General features: G+C 45.4%; 15 protein-coding genes. 12 read left to right on the top strand and 3 right to left on the bottom strand.

The window, feature by feature from the left end; all coding sequences use genetic code 11:
- Positions 1–17 precede the first annotated feature (17 nt).
- Positions 18–1,145, bottom strand: a complete 1,128-nt coding sequence (locus DF182_RS00985; RefSeq protein WP_161964017.1) for a FecR family protein — start codon at positions 1,143–1,145, stop codon at positions 18–20.
- Between the two features lie 78 nt (positions 1,146–1,223).
- A complete protein-coding gene (locus DF182_RS00980; protein WP_113613828.1) occupies positions 1,224–1,793 on the bottom strand; it encodes an RNA polymerase sigma-70 factor in 570 nt (189 codons plus the stop codon).
- A 179-nt stretch (positions 1,794–1,972) separates the two neighbouring features.
- On the opposite strand from DF182_RS00980, the gene DF182_RS00975 reads away from it, so the two are divergent.
- The 8 genes from DF182_RS00975 to DF182_RS00940 all read left to right on the top strand — a co-directional run bounded on the left by DF182_RS00975 (position 1,973) and on the right by DF182_RS00940 (position 13,346).
- Entirely contained in the window at positions 1,973–2,668 is a 696-nt protein-coding gene (locus tag DF182_RS00975; protein ID WP_113613827.1) for a DUF2461 domain-containing protein, read from the top strand.
- A gap of 10 nt (positions 2,669–2,678) precedes the next feature.
- Entirely contained in the window at positions 2,679–3,119 is a 441-nt protein-coding gene (locus tag DF182_RS00970) for a PaaI family thioesterase (protein ID WP_113613826.1), read from the top strand.
- An 18-nt stretch (positions 3,120–3,137) separates the two neighbouring features.
- A complete protein-coding gene (locus DF182_RS00965; protein ID WP_113613825.1) occupies positions 3,138–3,635 on the top strand; it encodes a DinB family protein in 498 nt (165 codons plus the stop codon).
- 327 nt (positions 3,636–3,962) lie between these two features.
- On the top strand, positions 3,963–7,574 hold the full coding sequence (locus DF182_RS00960) for a hypothetical protein (RefSeq protein WP_147243306.1): 3,612 nt from the start codon (positions 3,963–3,965) through the stop codon (positions 7,572–7,574).
- A gap of 138 nt (positions 7,575–7,712) precedes the next feature.
- A complete protein-coding gene (locus DF182_RS00955; RefSeq protein ID WP_161964016.1) occupies positions 7,713–12,035 on the top strand; it encodes a DUF6443 domain-containing protein in 4,323 nt (1,440 codons plus the stop codon).
- A 22-nt stretch (positions 12,036–12,057) separates the two neighbouring features.
- Entirely contained in the window at positions 12,058–12,465 is a 408-nt protein-coding gene (locus tag DF182_RS00950; RefSeq protein WP_147243305.1) for a hypothetical protein, read from the top strand.
- Between the two features lie 243 nt (positions 12,466–12,708).
- Positions 12,709–12,990, top strand: coding sequence for a hypothetical protein (locus DF182_RS00945; RefSeq protein ID WP_113613821.1), 282 nt, complete (start codon positions 12,709–12,711; stop codon positions 12,988–12,990).
- A gap of 47 nt (positions 12,991–13,037) precedes the next feature.
- Positions 13,038–13,346 (top strand): hypothetical protein, encoded by a 309-nt coding sequence (locus DF182_RS00940; protein WP_113613820.1) that lies wholly within the window; start codon positions 13,038–13,040, stop codon positions 13,344–13,346.
- 78 nt (positions 13,347–13,424) lie between these two features.
- Here DF182_RS00940 and DF182_RS00935 read toward each other — a convergent pair whose 3' ends face one another.
- Complete coding sequence (locus tag DF182_RS00935) at positions 13,425–14,213, bottom strand: APH(3') family aminoglycoside O-phosphotransferase (protein ID WP_113613819.1); 789 nt, start codon at positions 14,211–14,213, stop codon at positions 13,425–13,427.
- 119 nt (positions 14,214–14,332) lie between these two features.
- On the opposite strand from DF182_RS00935, the gene DF182_RS00930 reads away from it, so the two are divergent.
- The 4 genes from DF182_RS00930 (at position 14,333) to DF182_RS00915 (ending at position 20,997) form a co-directional block, all read left to right on the top strand.
- Positions 14,333–14,881: an RNA polymerase sigma factor gene (locus DF182_RS00930; protein WP_161964015.1), complete on the top strand. Its 549-nt coding sequence runs from the start codon at positions 14,333–14,335 to the stop codon at positions 14,879–14,881.
- A 78-nt stretch (positions 14,882–14,959) separates the two neighbouring features.
- Positions 14,960–15,922, top strand: a complete 963-nt coding sequence (locus DF182_RS00925; protein WP_113613817.1) for a FecR family protein — start codon at positions 14,960–14,962, stop codon at positions 15,920–15,922.
- A gap of 173 nt (positions 15,923–16,095) precedes the next feature.
- Positions 16,096–19,608 carry a SusC/RagA family TonB-linked outer membrane protein gene (locus tag DF182_RS00920; RefSeq protein WP_113613816.1) on the top strand — a complete coding sequence of 1,171 codons (3,513 nt, stop codon included), beginning with the start codon at positions 16,096–16,098 and terminating at the stop codon, positions 19,606–19,608.
- A gap of 9 nt (positions 19,609–19,617) precedes the next feature.
- On the top strand, positions 19,618–20,997 hold the full coding sequence (locus DF182_RS00915) for a RagB/SusD family nutrient uptake outer membrane protein (protein WP_113613815.1): 1,380 nt from the start codon (positions 19,618–19,620) through the stop codon (positions 20,995–20,997).
- Positions 20,998–21,002: the final 5 nt, after the last annotated feature.

Genomic DNA, 21,002 nt, shown 5'->3' with positions numbered 1-21,002 from the left:
TGGTCACTGTTGTAATATCAATATTGGCTTACATATATCTTCTTTTGTTCTATCCTGAATTTTAACAGACCTGCCTGTTGTATGGTGTGTAATACTTTAGATACATTTTCGAAGCGGGAAATAGTTCCTTCCATTCCATTGGTGGGAATGTTGCCTTCATAAATCACTTCTACATCGTACCAGCGTGCTATTTTACGCATCACCTCATAAATGTTTTCATCGTTGAATTCAAAGTAGCCGTTCTTCCAGGCTACGATGCCTTCCGTGGAAACCTTTGTTATGTTGAGTGCTCCGTTGGCGCTGCTGATTGCTTGCTGTCCGGGTTGCAGTACTTTCTGATCGTTTATTTTAATGGCGCCTTCCAGCAGGGTGGTTTTGGCAAAAGGTTCATCCGGGTAGTTGTTGACATTAAAATGGGTACCCAGTACTTTGATACGCTGCCGGTTGGTAAGCACTACAAAGGGATGTGCCGGATCGCCGGGTACTTCAAAGTAGGCTTCCCCGTTGACTTCTACCTGGCGGGTGTTCATGCCGGCAAAGGAGGTGGGGAAGGTTAGCGTGGTAGAAGCGTTTAGCCACACCCGTGTGCCATCGGGCAGCGTGATCTGGTATTGTTCTCCCCTGGCTGTGCTCAGGGTATTGTATTGAGGAGTGGCAGCTGTTCCGGCTGATACAGGCCGGTATTCCAGTGTGCCATCGGCTGTTTTGGAGATTTCTGATCCGGTCTGCGCCGCCAGTTTCCCTTGTTGTACGTCGGCCAGTAGTATTTTTTTGCCATTGGCCAATGTGAGAGTGGCAGTATTTTTCCCGGAGGGAATATCGTGTGGCATAGCGGCAACAGTTGATGCTGCAGGTAAAGCTTGTTTATCTCCGGAATGTCTGAACAGGAGCACGCTGCCGGCGATTACACCGGTGAGCAGGGCCGCTGCAGCGATGCGCCAGCCCACTACCTTGGGTTTGGGAGCAAGGCCTGTCTGCTGCCGGATTTTTTTCCATGTCCGGGATTCCAGGCCGGCGAGGTTATTGATCTCCGGTTCCTGTTCCTGCATGGCGTCGCACCAGGCGTTATATGCCGCCAGATCTTCGTCTGTGGCTGTATTGCTGGTGATACGATCTATGATATCGGCTAAGCGTTCTTTGTCCATAAAAAAAGGCCTGTTATCTCCCTGTTGTATATTAAGAGACATCAAAAAGGGGTACCCCCCAAACGAGGAGAAAAAAAATTAGAAAAAAAAGAGGGTGAGCATTTTTTTGCCCAGGTCTGATTTTAATTTTTTGAGGGCGATGGTGATCTGGTTCTCCACTGTTTTTTCGGAGATGCCCAAACGGATAGCGATTTCCTTATTGCTGAAATGCTGCATCCTGCTGAGCTGGAAGATCTCCCTGGCCCGTTCGGGCAGAGTGGCTGTAAATTCGTTGATCACCTTCCGTAATGCTTTAACATCAATATCATCATCAATGAGGGTGAAGGTGTGACGGGGGATATTGGTAGATAGGATGGCAGCACGCCGTTGTGAGGTTTGTATGGTCCTGGCCAGCCGGTACCGTACGGCAGCCATCAGATAGCCTTTCAGCGTGGTGATATCCAGTTGTTCCCTGTTCTCCCATATCCAAACAAATATTTCCTGGATCACATCACTGCATTCTTCTTCATCATTCAGAATATTGTAGGCATAACGAAAAAGCAACCCGAAATAGCGGGTATATACCTCGTTAAAGGCATGTTCCTGTCCTTCCTTCAGTAAAAGAAGTAATTCGGCGTCACTGAGTGCTTTATAATCCCACATATTCATAAAGTCAGCCAATAAAGCAAATCCAGCACGTATTTGAAGAATGATTGGCCTGGCAGGTCAAATTTGGGTTTTTTTTGTGAATAGTGCAAGAATTTATGGAGACTTCACGATTGGTTAAACTGTAACCTTACAATCGGTATATTTGCCTGCACCAATTTCATCCTTGAAAAATTAACGCAATGGCAAAAAACACCAGGGGAGGGGCTCTTATCCATCAGTCAGGTTTTGACTTCCTGAATGCCTTAAAAAAGCACAATAACAGAGAATGGTTCAACGCTAATAAAGACACCTACCTTCATGAGCTGAAACAAGTGGAGGCGTTCGCGGATGCTTTGCTGGCAGACCTTTCTTCCCATGATGTGATTGAAACGCCTTCCGGAAAAAATAGCCTCTTCAGAATATACCGCGATACCCGGTTTTCTTCAGATAAAACACCTTATAAAACCCACTGGAGCGGCGGCTTTAAGAGAGCCACCCAGTACCGCAGGGGAGGATACTACTTCCAGATAGAGCCCGGCAACACCTTTATCGGAGGTGGCTTCTGGGGACCTGTAGCCGATGATCTCAAAAAGATCCGCGAAGACATTGCCTTTGACCCGGCCCCATTGCGGAAGATCATCAACAGTAAATCGTTTGTAAACATCTTCGGCTCTTTACAAGGGGAACAACTGAAGAAAGTACCCCGTGGTTATGATGCACAGCATGAAGGGGCTGATCTCCTGCGCTATAAGCAGTTCCTGCTGATCAGACGCTTTTCCGATGAAGAAGTGCTGAGCGAACAATTCAGGAAAGAGGCTGGTAAAACCTTCGCAGCTATGCGCCCTTTCTTTGATTACATGAGTGAAGTATTGTCTACTGATTCCAACGGTCTGTAATTTAACTCCTATGCATACGATAGAACCACTGAAACCGGAAATAGAACAAAGGGTAAGAGACAGCTTTGGCCGGCAAAAGATGATGGCCCTGTATGGTGCCTCCATCACCGGTATTGGCAAAGGATTTTTTGAAATCAGCATGCCGCCCAGTGATATCCTCCTGCGGCCTTCTGGTATTTTTCATGGCAGTGCCATCGCCGGCGTGACCGACGTGGTGGCCGGTTACAGTGCCGCCACCGTACCGGTAGAAGACCCTTATTTCGTAACCGTTGAATTCAAAATCAATTTTCTTAATCAGGCCCAGGGTGACCTGCTGGTAGGTCAGGGCAAAGTAGTAAAGGCTGGTGCCACCCTGACCATTGTTCAAACAGACGTATACACCCGCACCGGAGACCGCGAAACCCACGTGGCTACCGCACTGGTGACCATGATGAGAATTAATAAACGTTAACCAAATTACACGTTAACCATGGAAATAACCACCATCAGTACATTTCTGCCCTATTACGACAAAATCAGGGAGCGTACCAAAAGATTACTGGCCGTTGTACCACCCGATTCGCTGGACTGGGCCTATAAGCCCAGCAAGTTCACCATCGGTGATGAAATACGGCATATCGCCGCTATTGAAAGATATATGTTTGCCGAAACAATAGCCGGCCGGCTTAGCATCTACCGCGGCTGCGGTAAAGACCTGGCAGACGGCTACGGCCCTGTCATGGAATACTTCGACCGTCTGCATGAAGAGTCGATGACCATCTTCCGCGCACTCAGCGATGAAGACCTGCAACGTAAATGTACCACTCCCGGCAACGCTACCATGCCTGTCTGGAAATGGATGCGTGCCATGGTGGAACATGAAATCCATCACCGGGCGCAGTTATACATTTACCTCAATATGATTGATGTGAAAACCCCACCTATGTTCGGGCTGTCGGCAGAAGAAGTGGCCGCGTATAGTAAGTAAAGCCAGGAGAAACAAACCTGCTATAACAAAAGGATTTAATGTTATGAATAACATTAAATCCTTTTGTTCTTTAATAAACCTATGTTTTTGTGACGAATAGCTGGATGATGATTTATTAAGGGATAACGTTACTGACTACACTAAGCTATATAATGGAAGTGTAACTTAATGATCCACAGTGTTTTGGTAGGGTGAAAAAAAGGAAGTATTTTGCGCTGCCAAAAGATAGTACAAGCTATTTTTTGTGAAAAAATAAAAGTTACTTTTTTAAAGAACCATGCTGTGTCAGCCGCTGCAAACCTATATGCAGACCGGCCTTCTCTTGCTATGAAAAGAATATTTGGAGTACTGCTGCATTGCTGTATATTGTTTGGAAACTTATCTGTTTGGGCCCAGGGACAACGACCTTCATTGAAGGAACCTGTTAATGTGATCCCTTCCTCACCGGAAGCCTCAGCACTTGGACGTTATGGAGATTGGCCGGTGAGCTTGCATACCGGTACCACTAATGTGGATGTTCCGTTTTACACTATTTCACAACGTGATCTGTCACTGCCTGTTCGGTTGTCGTATCATGCTTCCGGAGTTAAAGTCGAAGATGTGGCCTCCTGGGTGGGAACAGGCTGGGCATTGGAAGCCGGCGGAATGATCACCCGTACTGTACAAGGTATCCCTGATGATGACATGAATGGATATATGAGTACAAGAACGGAATTGGATAATCTGCCGAAAGTATTTGATGCCAGACAGCCGAAAGACTATCAGATTTTGAGCAATGCCAGTCAGACAGGTACAGCCCCTTATGACACTGAGCCGGATTGGTACTTCTTTAACTTCGCCGGGAAGTCGGGTAAGTTCTTTGTAGATAAGGATGGATCTATGAAATCCATGCCAGTCAGCAATCTGAAAGTGATTCATTATCCCCGTTATTATTGGGGAAATGTCAATGAGCGTTATTGGGAGATTGTAGATGATAATGGTGTTACCTATTTTCTGGGACTGAATGGTGCCTGGGAGCAAAATACCTATCAGGATGATGATAAAATGGTACGCAGGACAGCAGTAAATGGATGGTATCTGAATAAGATCATATCCCCCAACAAACAGGACAGCATTGTCTTTACCTATGAAAACAAAAGTGAGTATTACAGTGTAAAAGGAACGCAGGCACTGGTGCTGCCGGAATATGTTCCTAATGATTATCTCACAACAACGATGCTGGAAAATGCCGGATTCGGATATTTTGGTACTACCTCCCCGGGGGCTGCCACAAATGCGATCAGTGGTAAAACAAAACTCAGAACAATCACCTGGAAAGACGGAAAAATCGATTTTCACGCGGATACAAGAAGAAAGGATATTTCAGGCGTATTACTGGATAGTATTGTTGTACGAAATAATCAGCAGGACATTATAAAAAAGTATGAGTTTAAATATGACAATAATCTTAATAGACCTTACCTGTTGAGTATTGTGCAGCATCCATCACCGGAAGTCGTCCAGGATTATTATTCATTTGAGTATAACAGATTTTTAATGCCTGACCGGTTCTCTGACGCACAGGATAAATGGGGCTACTATAATGGAGCCAGTAATACCAATCTGATCGAGAATCATCCGGCGATGAGTAAATATAGAAATTCATTTCCGTTGGCAAAAGCTGATAGAATAGCTTCCAGCGGTGCAGTTGCCGGGAGCTTGACGAGTATAAAGTATCCGACTGGTGGGTATACTACCTTTGATTATGAGGTAAACCGTTATGACCGTACAGCGGAGCCGCCTAAACAGATACCCGGTTACACTGCTCCAGGAGCTTTTTCCAGCGGAGTCTCATTTATAGCCTCAGATACTCGTCATGTTGAGCATACTATTAACTCCAGGGATCGGGTGGAAGGAAAATGCAGACTTACCATAAGTGTAACCAACTACATGAGGGGGGTGGAGCCAGAAGATGCCTGGCTTCCCAGATTTATTATCTATTCAATAAAAAATGACGGAACAGAAAGTGTTTTCTATGAATGGAATGCCCATGATCATAAATTGATCAGTAACCCAACATATAACAGCGATGGCACGGAGAATCTTAGTTATAATTCGGAAGGGAATTTTCTGAGTTTTCCGGATGGAAAAATAAAATTTGTACTTGAGATTGTCTGTCTCAAAAGATTTGGTGGTGGGTGTCCCATATTTCCGAGGATGCCGCAGATCTCAGCTACTTATGAATATATGAAATACTATCCGCCAACCACTGAATCTCAGGCACAATACAATACCGCTGGTGGTATCAGAATAAGGGAAATGACCACATTCGGTCAGGATTATAAAGTAGCTACCAGGAAGCAGTACACCTATACGAAATCCGCCCTGGTAGATAATAAAATGCAGGAAGTGTCATCCGGGGTGTTGATCAGTACTCCCAATAATTATTCAATCAGTAGACGTGCATTGGCCTGTGGGCCTGTGTTTGATGGAAATGGACAGCAGGCATGTAGTTTTTCCCAGGTAAGGGTAGGTACGTTCAGTTCTATGCCAGTAACAGTATTGGGCATGACTGGTGGTGGGTATGTAGGTTATGAAAAAGTGACGGAAAAAGTAGTGGACTATGGTAACAATACCGGAAAAACAGATTATTATTTCAGTAAGGCAGAGAATGGATACAACTATCCCAATATGGATGGTAGTTATAATAGTTTTGAGGCAGGTGGATGGGGGCTTCAGTTTCCGCTGATAGATCGTAGTTATGCAAGAGGCCTGCTTCTACAGAAAGATATTTTTGCCATCACACCAGCAGGTAAGGAAAAGTTGATAGAGCAGGAGGTGAATAAATACAATCTCAATGACAACACGAATGATGATAATCTGGTCACTTCAAGATATCTCAAGGTAGTGCGCTTGGGCGACTCTCTGAAAACCTGCTGTGCCAGGACATATACTGACGCAGAACGGAAAGACAACAGGGTTTATGAATTTGGATATAGCTATTACGATGTTATTTCTCCATGGGTAACCCTGGCTAGCAAAACACTGATGAAAGATGGCGTAACCACTACTACAAAATATTCCTATAATACTTCCAATCAGATGATTTCAAGGGAAGAATGGGCCAATAGCAGAAATGAAACTGCTTTTACCGATCTGAAATACCCCATCAATAAGGTGTGGACTGGTCAGGATCCTAAGGGGATCTATCAGAAAATGATCGATCGGAATATCATCTTGCCTGTGGTAGAAGAAGAAAATGTAGTCAACGGAATACAAAGGAGCAAAACAACTGTCAGCTATAAGGACTGGTATAATAATGGCCTTATTATAAAGCCGGATACTGTTTTCACTTCCAATCTGGGTAAGCCAATGTATCCTGCTGTTATATATAAGTCATATGATCCTTTGGGTAATATCAGGGCCATGAGTGCAGGCAGTAACTTTACCTCTTCTTTCGTATGGGGCTATGGCGATGCTTACCCGGTAATGAAGGCAGATAATGCAGAAGCCAGTGAAATATACTATGAAGGATTTGAAAACAGTGTATTACCGGGAGTAGCCACAGATGTATCGCATCAGGGGAGTAAGTCTTTCAGGGGCACTTTATCCGTTAATTTTATAAGACCTGATAGTAAGGAGTACCTGCTGTCTTATTGGAAATATAGTGGCGGCAGCTGGCAAAAAGTTGTTCAGACTTTAACAAGCGATAGTCCGACACTGCGTACTACAGAACCTATTGATGATATTACCATATACCCTAAAGGGGCCGCACTGAGCACTTACAGTTATCTTCCACTGGTAGGCATAACGTCCGAGAACTCTCCTGTTAATATTCTCAGAAAATATTCCTATGATAAACTGGGTAGATTGCAGATTGTACGCGATGCAGACAACAGAATACTGAAAATGCTTTGCTATAATTACTATGGGCAGTCCACCGATTGTCTGGCGAAGTAACCCGGTATAATAGCAAACCCTTATTCGACTAACATTTGTAGCATACTATACAATATGAAATTCAGAAAGTCAGTTAAGCTGATAATAAAACTTGTTATCCCTATATTTTGTATCTGTGAGGTTGCGTTCAGTCAAAATGTGCCTGTAACAACTGACAGACAGCCGGTTGTTACCCCGCAGTCACCGGAACGTACTTATGACAGCACCCTCCGGAACTATATCTGTAGCTGGGAACCTTCCATGCCTCTGATAAGTGTTGCAGATGTAACAAATGCAGGGCGTACGGCAGGAGAAGTGAAATTAACCACCCAATATTTTGATGCTGTCGGCCGTCCGTTGCAAACGGTCAACAAGCAGATGAGCGCCAGCGGAAAAGATATCGTATCGATGTTTGTATATGATAACATCGGACGTGAAAGGATTAAATATCTGCCTTTTGTACCACAAAAGGGTAATACTAGTGATGGTAAATTCAAACTGGACCCATTCAGCGAACAACAGGCCTTTTATCAGAATGAAACACTGAACCCGGGAGCAGCAGGTGAAACTATTTATTACAGTGAAATTGATTTTGAAGCATCACCCCTGAACCGTGTATTTAAGACCTATAGTCCGGGTAATAGCTGGGGCAAAAGAGGAGGTAGCCACCCAACTACACAGGACTATGATGCCAATACCACGGAAGATGCCATCCGTATCTGGAAGATAGTGGATGGTCCGGTTATACCGGTTAGTCCGGGTATATACGAAGCCGGACAGCTGTATAAAAATATTGCTTACGATGAACAAGGGCAGACAGTTATCACTTTTACGGATAAAGACAAGCGTCTGATACTGAAGGAAGTTCAGTTAGACAATGATTGGCTCAGCACTTATTATGTTTATGATGACTCAGGTAATCTGAGGTTTGTGATACCTCCGCTGGCTGCACAGGCAATTAATGGAAACTGGAACCTCGCACCCGTAGCAGCTGAGCTTTGTTTTCAGTATCAGTATGATGAGCGCAACCGGATGATTGTGAAAAAAGTACCCGGCGCTGCTCCTGTAGAAATGGTATACGATATCCGTGATCGATTGGTACTCACACGTGACGGAAATATGAAAAACAAAAGTCAATGGCTGTTGTCTTTTTACGATGGGCTGAATCGTGCGGTGGAAACAGCTTTGTATACAGCTGATACAAATACTTATACGCGGCCTGTGCTACAGCAGATGATGAATGCCGCCACTGGTATAGGCAGTATACAATATGATTTCCCCGGTATAGCTCACCTTACGGTAAAGGTAAATGACCGGAAACTCTATGAAGCCAGAGAGAGCATCACCCTCGAACCCGAATTTGACTCTGGTAATGGAGACGACCTTGATTTCCGTATCAATCCATCCTTGACAAATGGAAGTATTTATCTGCCAGTTACCAATCCATTGCCAAACATACCATCAGCATCTTTAACACCACTTACTTTTACCTACTATGACCATTATTCCTATGATGGTTTGAAAGCAGTAGTGACAGAGGATTTCAGTAAACCGCAGGTAGGGAACAATCTTTATGCTCAACCCATTAAAACCACTTCCCTTGTTGAGGGAATGATAACAGGAACGCGCATACGTGTTTTAGGTACAGATACCTGGCTTACTACCACCAATTATTACGATGATGACAACCGGCTGGTACAGACTATCACTGACAATGTGAGCGGAGGGCAGGATGTAGCCACCACCATGTACGACTTCAGCGGAAAGGTACTAAGTACTCATCTTCATCATCGGAATAAACAGAGTAGCATAACTCCTGAAACCAAAGTATTGACCATGATGCATTATGATCATGCTGGGCGACTGGATGAAGTAACCAAGCGTATTAATGATAATCCTGCGCTACAACGTACGATTGCTGCAAATACGTATGATGAACTGGGGCAGCTGAAAACAAAGCGGCTGGGTATAACTGGTACTTCCGGTCAATTGGAAACACTGGAATATGAATACAATATCCGTGGCTGGCTGAGGGGTATCAACAGAAAGTTCGTTGCCGGCCAGGTTAACAGTAACTGGTTTGGTCAGGAGCTCAGCTATGATTATGGATTTACCGGCAAGCAATATAATGGCAATATTGCAGGAGCAAAATGGAAAAGCCGGTCAGATGGAATTGCACGGGCATATGGTTATCTGTATGACCGGTCAAATCGTGTCACCGCAGCGGATTTTAATCAACTGGAAGGAAGTGCTTCCTGGACAAAATCAAAAATGGATTTCTCTGTGAGCAATCTGACTTATGACGCCAACGGAAATATCCTGTCTATGAGCCAGAAAGGAATGGAGGGCGGTACTATCAAGCTTATTGATAGTTTGAAATATGGCTATCTTTCTAATAGCAACAAGTTATCTTTTGTTACTGATAAACAAAATAATGCCTTTACTCAACTGGGTGATTTTCGGGAGAAACAAAATGATGAATCGTCGGATTATCAATATGACGTTAACGGTAATCAGATCCTTGATCAAAATAAACAGCTGGACATTCACTATAATCACCTGAACCTCCCCGACAGTATCGTCGTTACAGGAAAGGGATACATCACCTACACCTATGATGCTGCTGGGAAGAAACTAAGAAAGAAAGTGGTTGATCAAACCGGACCAGGGAAAATTACGGTTACTGATTATACTGGTGGATTTCAATATATAAATGATACGCTGCGTATTATCAGTCACGAAGAGGGACGTATCCGTACAATCATCAAACAGGGAGTGCCACTTGATTACAAATATGATTATTTCGTTAAAGACCATCTGGGTAATATACGCATGGTTCTCACTGAGCAGACCGATTTTACCATGTATGCCGCCACCATGGAGAATAGCCGTGCCGCTGTTGAGACTTCATTGTTCAGCAATATAAATGAAACCCGGGTACCCAAACCTGCAGGCTATCCTATTGATGAGGTGGATAGCAAAAATGCCGCTGTTGCGAAGTTAAATGCCATTCCAGGTGGAAATAAAATAGGCCCGTCACTGGTGTTGCGCGTGATGGTTGGAGATACCATTCAGGTAAATGCCCGTGCCTTCTATAAATCTCAGGTCCCCATTACCCAAAACGCACCACTCTCTACGGAAGATATGGTTGTCGGATTGGTACAGGCTTTCGGGGGACAAATGGAACGTAGCGGTCAGCATGGTTTTGAAGTAGGAAATAACGGAACGCCATTCAATACAAACTTCTATAACAATAATTACCAGCAGCTGAAAAAGAAGAATCCGGATCAGCCGCAAGGCAAACCTAAAGCGTATCTCAATTTTGTATTGTTTGATGATCAGTTTAAATTAGTGGAACAGAACAGTGGTGTTAAACAGGTGAACGGTGAAGCTGATCAATTGCAAACCCTCAGTACAGACAAAATGCCAATAACGAAAAATGGCTTCCTGTATGTATATACCAGTAATGAATCACAGCAGGATGTGTTCTTTGATAATGTCGTGGTTACGCAGGCATCCGGTCCGGTGTTGGAAGAGACACATTATTATCCGTTTGGGTTGACGATGGCAGGGATATCTTCCAATGCGCTGAAGGGGACTAACTACATGGAGAATAGGTTGAAATATAACGGTAATGAGCTGCAGAGCAAGGAATTTAGTGATGGCTCCGGGCTTGAGTTGTATGATTTTAATGCAAGGACTTATGACCAGCAGATAGGTAGGTTTATACAAGTAGATCCATTAATTGAAAAAGGGGAACAGGAGAGATTTTCGCCATATCATTTTGCTAAAAATGATCCGGTGAAGATGAATGATCCGGATGGAAAATGTCCAAGTTGTATTGTTGGTGCAATTATTGGAGGAATAACGGGAGGTGTCATTGAGGCTAGTAGTCAGATGCTCTCAGGCAAATCCTTAGATGAAGTAGACTGGGCTGATGTGGCAGTTGAAGCTGGTAAAGGTGCAATAAAGGGAAGTGGCGTAGGTACAGCTGTTGTGGTGGCTTCAGAGATAATTGGAATAGTGGCCAAAGCTACCCTCGATTATTCCAGGAAGGATGGTATTAAAACTGTTTATAACGGATCTAAATCATTAGGAGAAGCAGCGTTTGATGGAGGTATGGATTACGTGGCAGGTAAGACCTTCGATGCTATTGGAGGGGGAGTGACCAAAACACTTACCAAAATTGAAGAACATTATGCGGAGTCAGAAGCTAAAGCCTTTACTAAACTAAGAACCGCCACCAATAAGCTAAATAGGATAACGAATGGTGGTACTGATTTTTCCAATCCTAAAGCAGCAGAGCTCGGGGCTAGAAAATCGACAGCTAAATCTGCATTTGATAGGGCTTCCGGTATGGCTGCTGTTTCATCTGCTGCTGCGAATTATTCCAGAAGTGAAAATGCCACTGTATTCAGAAATGCTGTTCAGGGGAAAGTAGTAGATAATTTAAAAGCTTTGCTCTTTCCTCCAAATGATTGATCAAAAATGGCAATATAGTAGTATGAAAAAAGTTAAGAGTAGTAATTTGAAAACGAAGGGAAAACAAGTACTTCCTGCTAATACCAATAACTGGAAAAAAATAATTACCTGTACACTGGCCGTTGTCGGAATAATTTTGCTAGGTGTTCTCGGATTGATGTATGATGCACGTATAAGTAAGGAAGAACGGGAGTCAGAATTGGCTCATATAAATGCAAACTTTGAATACGGTACCGGAATTATAACAGACCTGAAATCATATAAGGGGCACAGTGTACATATCCAATATAAAATAGGAGTTAACACCTATTCACAGAGCACAGGTTGGGATACAAATCCCAAACAGTTGAAAGTTGGTGATTCTATTTTGTTTCGTTATGCAGTCGATTCTCCACAGTTAATCGTAAGTGAATTACAGAACGCTTACTGATTTGTCAGCGTTTATTAGCTTTGTATTGTCTCTATGAAAAAGGTATTAATTTTCTTGATTGGCATCTTGTTGATCAGTTGTAAATACAAAAAAACAACTGCATCATTCCATAAATTGGATATCACCTACGACAATGGCTGGAGCAAAAAATTTTCGGTTATAATTGACATTACAGGAGAAGTTATGTTCAGAAAGGGAAGGTTTGTTTCAACCCTTTTTTGATCTCAATTAAAAGATCAGGACTTGTTAAAGTTGGATAGCGCCTATGACAGAACACCCTTTCTAAGCTATGACAGTATTTATGAAGAGGATAACCGATCCGATTTGTGTTCTTATAAAATAGTATTACCGGACCTCAACAACAAACAAGTGTATGTTTATGGAGATATGGCGCCTGAATCATTAAAATCATTCGTTCATTGCGTCAGGGAGATAGTAGAGGAGTTGCCATTGACACTCAGTGATACCGCCATCATCTTTGAGAGCTATAAAGGTTTTTATCCTCCATTTCCTCTAATGAAGTAGTGGATTGTATGCCTCTCAGACATCAGGAATATTAAAAAAACAATGCCATGCAAAAAAACATTTGTATCCTGCTGATAGTTATGTTTACTGCCTGTGCCGCTGCCCGGCAGGCGAAACATGCGCGTAGGTTTAACTATACGGAAAAGGGATGTCAGATAGATTCACTCAAAAAGCAGAGCATCGCTTTGTTTACGCGATACAATGAAACAGGAAAACCCTTTATAGTAGATGTGACTGAAACGGATTCTTTTTTTATTATTCGGAAGTATCCTGCAAAACCTGCATACGGAGGGACTGTGGATGTCTGGATATCAAAAGCACAATGTAAGGTGGTAAAAGAGCAGTGGGGACAATAATTCTTAATGTATCAAATAGAAACAGGCCGCTTCTGAAAAGACGGCCTGTTTCTATTTATAGTATGTATGGTGAACACATCAAAACAACTCATCCAGCAAAATATAATACTCAATCCTCTCCTTATCCGGCTGCATATTCAACATCTCAAAAAAGAGCGCTGCATAATCATCGCTGCCAAAGTTGTGATTTAAAGAACGAACGCATAGCGCTATATCCTGATAAATATCTGCAATACCGGCGCCGCCGATATCTATGAAACCGCTTACCCGGCCTTGTTTCCCGAAGATATTGGGGAGACAGTAGTCGCCATGGGTAAATGTTGGTGTATAGGCAGCAGGCTGATGTGCGATGAGATAGTCGAGTAGTGCTTGTGGTGTAGCGAAGCGGTTATTGTTTTCCCAGTCGGTGGTATCTACCAGCTGGTGTTGAACATTATAGGCAGCGGCCCTCAGCTTTTTATCCAGGTGATGATGGAATGGGCAGTTGCTGGTAGGTACAGCAGACAGCAGTTTGATGCCATCGGCCAGCAGTTTGACGGTCAGCTCCGGATTGTCGAGGTAGGAGGGAGAACACAGCATTTCTCCTTCTATGGCGGCGGTGAGCAGGTATTCTGTTTGCTGATGGGAGCCGAAATAGAGGATGGGCGGCACAGGTAGTTTATCCTGCAGCCAGGTCATCACTTCATATTCCTGCAGCAGTCCGTTTCCGGCGGGTTGTATTTTTAGATAGAAGACGCTGCGGTCGCTGAAATAGCGATGTACGCTGGCGGTGGAGAGGCCGATATCGATCTGATCGCGTTGCATGCCAGCCAGCAGGTGGGCCAGATCGGCGGGGAATGCGGATAGATGGGTGTTGTGATCGTTCATGTTTCCGTTCTATTGGCAGTATAAAAATAGGGTATTATGCTGAGGTGGGGAATATTTTACCTCCTGTACTTGCATTTGTGAAAGGCTTTTTTTTATTTTTATGCTTAAACCTTTTGTGTTTGAAGCAGTTGCCGGATACAGCGTTGTTGGAGCGTATGCAGGCATATAATGATAAGGCCGCTTTTGATGAACTGTACCGCAGATATTGGGAACAGCTTTATATAGCAGCATATGCCAGATTACAGCAGGATGCAGATGCCAAAGATTGTCTGCAGGAAGTTTTCGTTTCTTTATGGAATAAGCGCCGGGAGCTACAGATCCAGGGCCCGCTGGGACCGTATCTGCATGTAGCGCTCAAATATCGTATCCTTAATCATCTCCGTAGTAATCACAATTACCAGAAACATCTGGACCTCTTTGCTGCTGTTCCTCCCGCTGTTTTTTCCCGGGCAGATGACCGCCTTGTGCTGGCAGAAATTCAGCAGATCATTCAGCAAACGATCAATGCTATGCCGGAGAAGATGCGTGAAATTTATATCCTGAGCCGGCAGGAACAACTGAGCGTCCGCGAAATGGCCGACCAGCTGGGCGTTTCCCAGCAAACCGTGAAAAACCAGGTCAGTACTGCACTAAAACGGCTGAAAGATGCCCTCGCGCGTTTCAAATAATCCTTCTCAAAATTTTTTTTTAAGCATCTGGTACCATCGCTTTTGAGCGGTGTCATAATAATAGAAAACGGTTAAAACGTGCGCGATCAGGATAAAATAGCTCAGATCATCACACGGCTCGAAACCGGAACCTGTACTCCACAAGAACTGGAATGGCTGCATGAATGGTATCAATCCCAGGATTTGCAGGCTGGAGCAGTGTTTCGTGACGATGCCCACCAGTTGCAGCTGCAATCGGATATGTTACAGCATATTCATGAACAGCTGGATGAAGTGCAGATGCCTTCAACAGGTAGTGTGGTGCCTTTATATAAAAGATGGTGGGCCGCAGCTGCCGTGCTGGCCCTGGTGATGGCTACGGGTGTCTGGGCCTGGCATAACTACCGGGAAACACATACGCTGCTGATAGCAGAGGCAGGGCCCGGCCAGCAGCAACAGATCGTGCTGTCAGACAGTTCGCGCGTATGGCTCAACGCCGGCGCAAGACTGAAATATCCGAAGGTCTTTGGTGAGATCAGGACCGTGGAACTGGAAGGAGAAGGCTTTTTTGAGATACAACAGGATGCACATCGCCCGTTTGAAGTACATACACAGGAGCTGAATGTACAGGTGCTGGGGACTTCTTTCGATGTAAAAGCCTACAGCATGCTCGATGAAACACAGGTGACCGTGAAAACAGGCATGGTGAAAGTATTACATCACCACACCGGACTGGATGTACTGAGTGCCAACGACCAGCTGACTTACAGCCGTTCTGCACAACAATATATGAAGTCGAAAGTTGACAACGACCAGATCAACGAATGGGCCAGCGGCATGATCAGCCTGTCGCAGGCAGGCTTTGCGGAAGTAGCGCTTACGCTGGAAAACCAATACGGCGTGCATATACGATTTAATCCGTCGGAGATGAAGCAGTACGAATACACGCTGCGATGCAGCAAACAGCTGTCCGTAAGACAGGTGTTGGATATTATCAGCAGCATACATCCTATACAATATGATATGAAGGATAATGAAATAACAGTTCACCGTAAAAACTAATACAGCATAAGGAGGATGCACCAACTATAATGCAGGGATGAAAACAGTGCCTTCATCCCCTGGGACAACTATGTCCATTCGTAAAAGAAAAAACCGCGTCTGTTGCAGCAGACACGGTTAAGATCATACAAATGCTTGTATGCATTTAGTAAACACTAAAATCAACCAAATATATGCAAAATTCGCTTTCGCTAACGTATATACGTAGGTTAGTGAGAGGAGGCATTCTGTTCGCGGTGCTCACACTGGGAAATATCAGCTTCCTGTCTCCATATGTATATAGTCAGTCGTCACAGCCTGTCAGCATCACCGCTGTCTTTGAAAATGAAAACCTGGCAGCCTGTATTAAAAAGCTGGAACGCAGCTACCATCTGTCTTTCGGATACGACAACCAGGATCTGATGCGTTATCACATCAACAAACTTAACTTTGTCAACGAGTCACTGGACAAGGTTTTAGCCGCACTGCTGAAACAAACAGGACTTAAAATCGAAACAAAAAACGGCGTATACCTGATCGTCAGGCCCACTACTATGGCTGCTGTTCCAACAGAACCTGCCGGCAGAATCCGTGGCCGTATCATAGACGCAAACTCCAACAACCCTGTGCCCGGTGTGACCGTTCGTGTAGCCGGCGCCAGATATTATGCTGTTTCCAACCCTGATGGAGAGTATGAACTTATCTTGCCTCCAGGAAATTATTCCCTGCAATATTCTTTTATCGGTTATCAGGAAGAGATAAAACCAGCCATCAAAGTGATGCCCAGTGTGGTGGCTGCTGTTCCGGTGATGATGACTGTAAAACCGTCCCATCTTACAGAAGCGGTGGTAATTGGTTATGGTGTACAGGAACGCCGCAGCCTCCTGGGTTCCGTAACTACTTTCAAAGCCAGTGAACTACCCGGACAAATGCCCCTTTCGGTAGATGAAGCTATGGTTGGTAAACTGCCCGGCGTATACATTGCTCCCTCCAGTGGCGTGCCTGGCGCCGCCAGCAACATCACCATTCGTGGTATCAGCACCCTTAACGCTAACGGCAACACGCCGTTGATCGTTATCGATGGAGTACCCATTTATGGTATTGATCCCAATCTTAATACGGTCGATTATAATAAAAATGGTACGCAGGGTTTTTCATTCGGGGGCAATCAGGTAGTTAATGAATACCGCCAGCCTGCTACATTTGAAAAGAATCCCCTGGCAACACTCAATCCGGATGATATCGAATCCATCGAAGTGCTGAAAGATGCCTATTCTACTGCTATCTACGGCTCCCGCGGTTCCGGAGGCGTGATTCTCATCACCACTAAAAAAGGGAAAAGAGGTAGTGCAAGAGTAGATGTACAGTTGGGCACTTCTATCAGCTCTCCCCGCAAACTGCCTTCCATCATGACCGGCGACCAGTATGCAGATTTTTACAATCACCTGTTTGCTCTGAAAGACTCTATCGGCAAAGCTGGCAATCCTTACTACCGGCCGCTGAACTATACATTCCCGAAAGGCGTTAACACAGACTGGTTACATGAAGTGCTGCGGGACGCTACCGGCGCTGATGCCAACGTATCGCTCAGCGGCGGTACGGAGAAAAGCAACTATTACGTGAGCCTCGGCTACGACAAACAACAGGCCTATATCATCAACAACGACTTCACCCGCTACCAGGGCCGCGTCAACTTCGACAACCAGATGACCCGCAAGCTGAAAGTAGGCGTCAGCATGTCTTTGAACCAGGCTACCAACAACTCCCTCAACGCGCAGGAGATATACCGCGGTTCTATCCAGAAGGCGCCCAATATCCCTGTCCGCGATAGTGCTGGCAACTTCAACTGGCTTTATGGTAAAAACCCTACAGGCCCGGAAGATATCTCCAACCCGGTTGCACAGGCCACCACCGGCAGAAACTATACTACCGACAACCGTGTGCTGGGTAATGTGTTTGCCGATCTGAAACTGCTCTCCTGGCTTAGCCTGCACTCCGATGTAGGAGTGGACTGGATCAACTCCCGCGCCTACAGCCGGGTGATTGACCGTCCCAAAACGCCCGGAGGCAACGCTTCCGAAACACAACAGCAGCTCCGCAAATGGGTCAGCAACAACCGCATCGATATCAACAAGGCATTTGATGGCGGTCATGCTGTGAGTGCCATGCTGGGACAGAGTTTTGAGAAATCCGTAGAAGACGCTACTGCCGTAATAGGAGATGGTTTCCTCAACAATGAAATGCTGAGCATCACCACCGCGAAAAATAAAAGAGTGGTCAGCTCCCTGGAGCAACAATGGGCACAGGTGTCTTTCCTGGGAAGATTGAACTATGAATATCAGCATCGGTACCTGGTAGGTGTCACCTACCGTATGGATGGCTCTTCCCGTTTCTCTGCCAACCACCGCTATGTAGGTTTTCCTTCTTTTGCGCTGGGATGGGTGCCCAGTGAAGAATCTTTCCTGAAAGGCAATAAACTGATTGAACAACTCAAAATACGCGGTAGTGTAGGCTTCACCGGTAGTGATGGCGGCAACGGCTACTATGGCAACCAGGGCCAGTATGTAGTAGATGTATACGGCGCCTCTTACGGCAGTGTAGGTGCTATCGGTGTCAAACAACCGTCTAATCCCAACCTGCAATGGGAACGTACTACCACCTGGAACGCAGGCATGGACCTGAGTATGCTCAATGGACGTATCACCGTTACATTGGATTATTACAGAAGACAAACCTCCAACGCCATCCTCAGTTCTGTTCTGCCTTATTTTATGGGCTTCTCCATGCAGAAGCAGAACCTGGCCGATCTCAGCAACAACGGTATTGAATTCAGCATCAGCAGCCAGAACATTCAGCGTAAGGCTTTCAGCTGGACCACCAACTTCAACATCTCCGGCAACCGGAATAAAATCATACGACTGCACAAGATTGATGAAGACCAGCTGGCCAATCAGAACGAAATCGATGGTAGCCGCTTCTGGCGCGTAGGGCACTCTGCCACTGCTTATTACCTGTACAACTGGGGCGGTATCAATCCGGCCAACGGACAGCCGCTCTGGATCGATAATACCGGTAAAAGCTCCGAAGTGCCGATACAACAACAGTATTCGGGCGCTCCCTATGTACACCGCGAATATATGGGCGACGCCATGCCCGTGGTATTCGGCGGCCTGGGTAATACGCTCACCTACAAAGCCCTTGAGCTCAATTGTTTCCTTTCATTTTCCGCAGGAAATAAAATCATCAATGGCGCCAAAGCAGCACAGTACAGTTACCTGGGTAGTTCTTATACCGCCAACAATGTATATAACCTTTCCCCGGAGCTCCTGAACTACTGGCAATATCCCGGACAGGCAACAGATGTGCCGGCGCTGATCAATAAATCCAATGCAGCCGCAGCTGGCTTTGGCAGCTCCTATGATTATACGCTCAGCCGCCAGTCATCCCGCTTCCTGGAAGATGCTTCGTTTATCAAACTAAGAAGCCTCTCGCTGGCCTATAATTTTACCAGCCTGCTGAAACATCTGCAAACCGTGAAATCGTTGCGGGTATTTGTAGAAGGTAACAATCTGCTGATACTGACCAGCTACTCCGGCCTTGATCCGGAAGTGAGCGCCTATGGCTCTTCCGCGCTGAGTATGGGATATGATGAACTGACACTGCCTTCGCCACGCACCTGGAGAGTAGGTATTAAAGCATCTTTTTAAAATGATCGTATGAAAAGATATTCGTCTTACATATACAGCCTGTTGCTGCTGGTCGTACTCGTGGCTTGCAACAAACAACTCGACCTGAAGCCGGAAGGTACCATGGTGGAAGCTGACCTTTTAAAAAATAAACAAACCACCGAAAGTTTTCTGGCAGACACCTACCTGCGCATGATGGACGCCTGTGGCGGAAACATGTACCTGTTTGCAGATGTCACCGGCAATGTGGTCAGCTCTTTTGACCAGGCCGTTGTAAAAGGCAATGTAGATCCCCGCGACAAAAACTACGATGACCTCTGGAGAAAACCATACATGACCATTAATCAGGCCAATGTGATCATTACACAGCTCTCCCGGTATGCTACGTTTGATGCCGGTCTTCAGCAGCGGTTTATTGCCGAAGCCAGATTTATAAGGGCTTTCTGTCACCTGATACTGTTGCAGATGTACGGCGATGGTGCGTTGCAGGGTAAGATGAACAATAAGGGCATTCCACTGATGCTACAGTCCTTTGATGGTTATGATGGTTCTCAGAATAAAGCCAGGAATACTAACGGAGAAGTATATACGCAGATATTAAAAGACCTGGATGAGTCCATAGCTGTGTTGCCGGAAAAACGTACCGATCCTACAGATCAGGCCGGCCGTGCCACCAAAGGAGCTGCTGCGGCTCTTGCAGCCCGTGTATCACTTTATATGCAGGACTATGCCAAAGCGGCTGCTTATGCTAATACAGTGTTGTCTGCACAAGGGTATGCCCTGCAGCCGTCTTTTGTACAGCTCTGGCCCGACCATGCCACCGGCACCGGCAAATATCCGCTTAGTACCGAAATCGTTTTTGCCTTCCCGGAGAGCTTTAATGCTACCAGCTATGGCAGCCATGGTATCTACTATGCTTATGGCTATTATCAGCCGTTGCCCGACTTCCTGGCCCGGTACGAAGCACAGGACGAAAGGCTTACAGATTTGTTTACCACCACCAAACAGATGCGCAAATTCACTGACCCTAAGCTCATGGATAATGTCAATATGATCCGCCTGCCGGAAGTCATGCTGACCGCCGCCGAAGCCCTGGTTCAGACCAACGGCGTGAACGTTACCTCTGTAGACCTGCTGAATAAAGTATACGGCCGCGCCTACACGAAAAATCCGGTACCCAAAGTATACACCATAGCAGACTTCAGTAGTAAACAGGCGCTGATAGATCGCATATTGCTGGAACGCAGCCGGGAGCTGGCATTTGAAGGGTTTGCCCGTTTTGATGCCATTCGCAGCGGCAAACAGCCTAATCCCCAGTTGCCCGCAGACCGCTATGCTATGCCCATTCCTCAGCGGGAAATTGATATCACCGGCGGACTCATTGTACAAAACCCGGGATATACCAAATAACGTAA

The organism is Chitinophaga flava (assembly GCF_003308995.1).
Classification (GTDB): Bacteria; Bacteroidota; Bacteroidia; order Chitinophagales; family Chitinophagaceae; genus Chitinophaga; species Chitinophaga flava.
The sequence above is the reverse complement of the archived record's forward strand: the minus strand, read 5'-3'. Positions and strand labels throughout refer to the sequence as shown.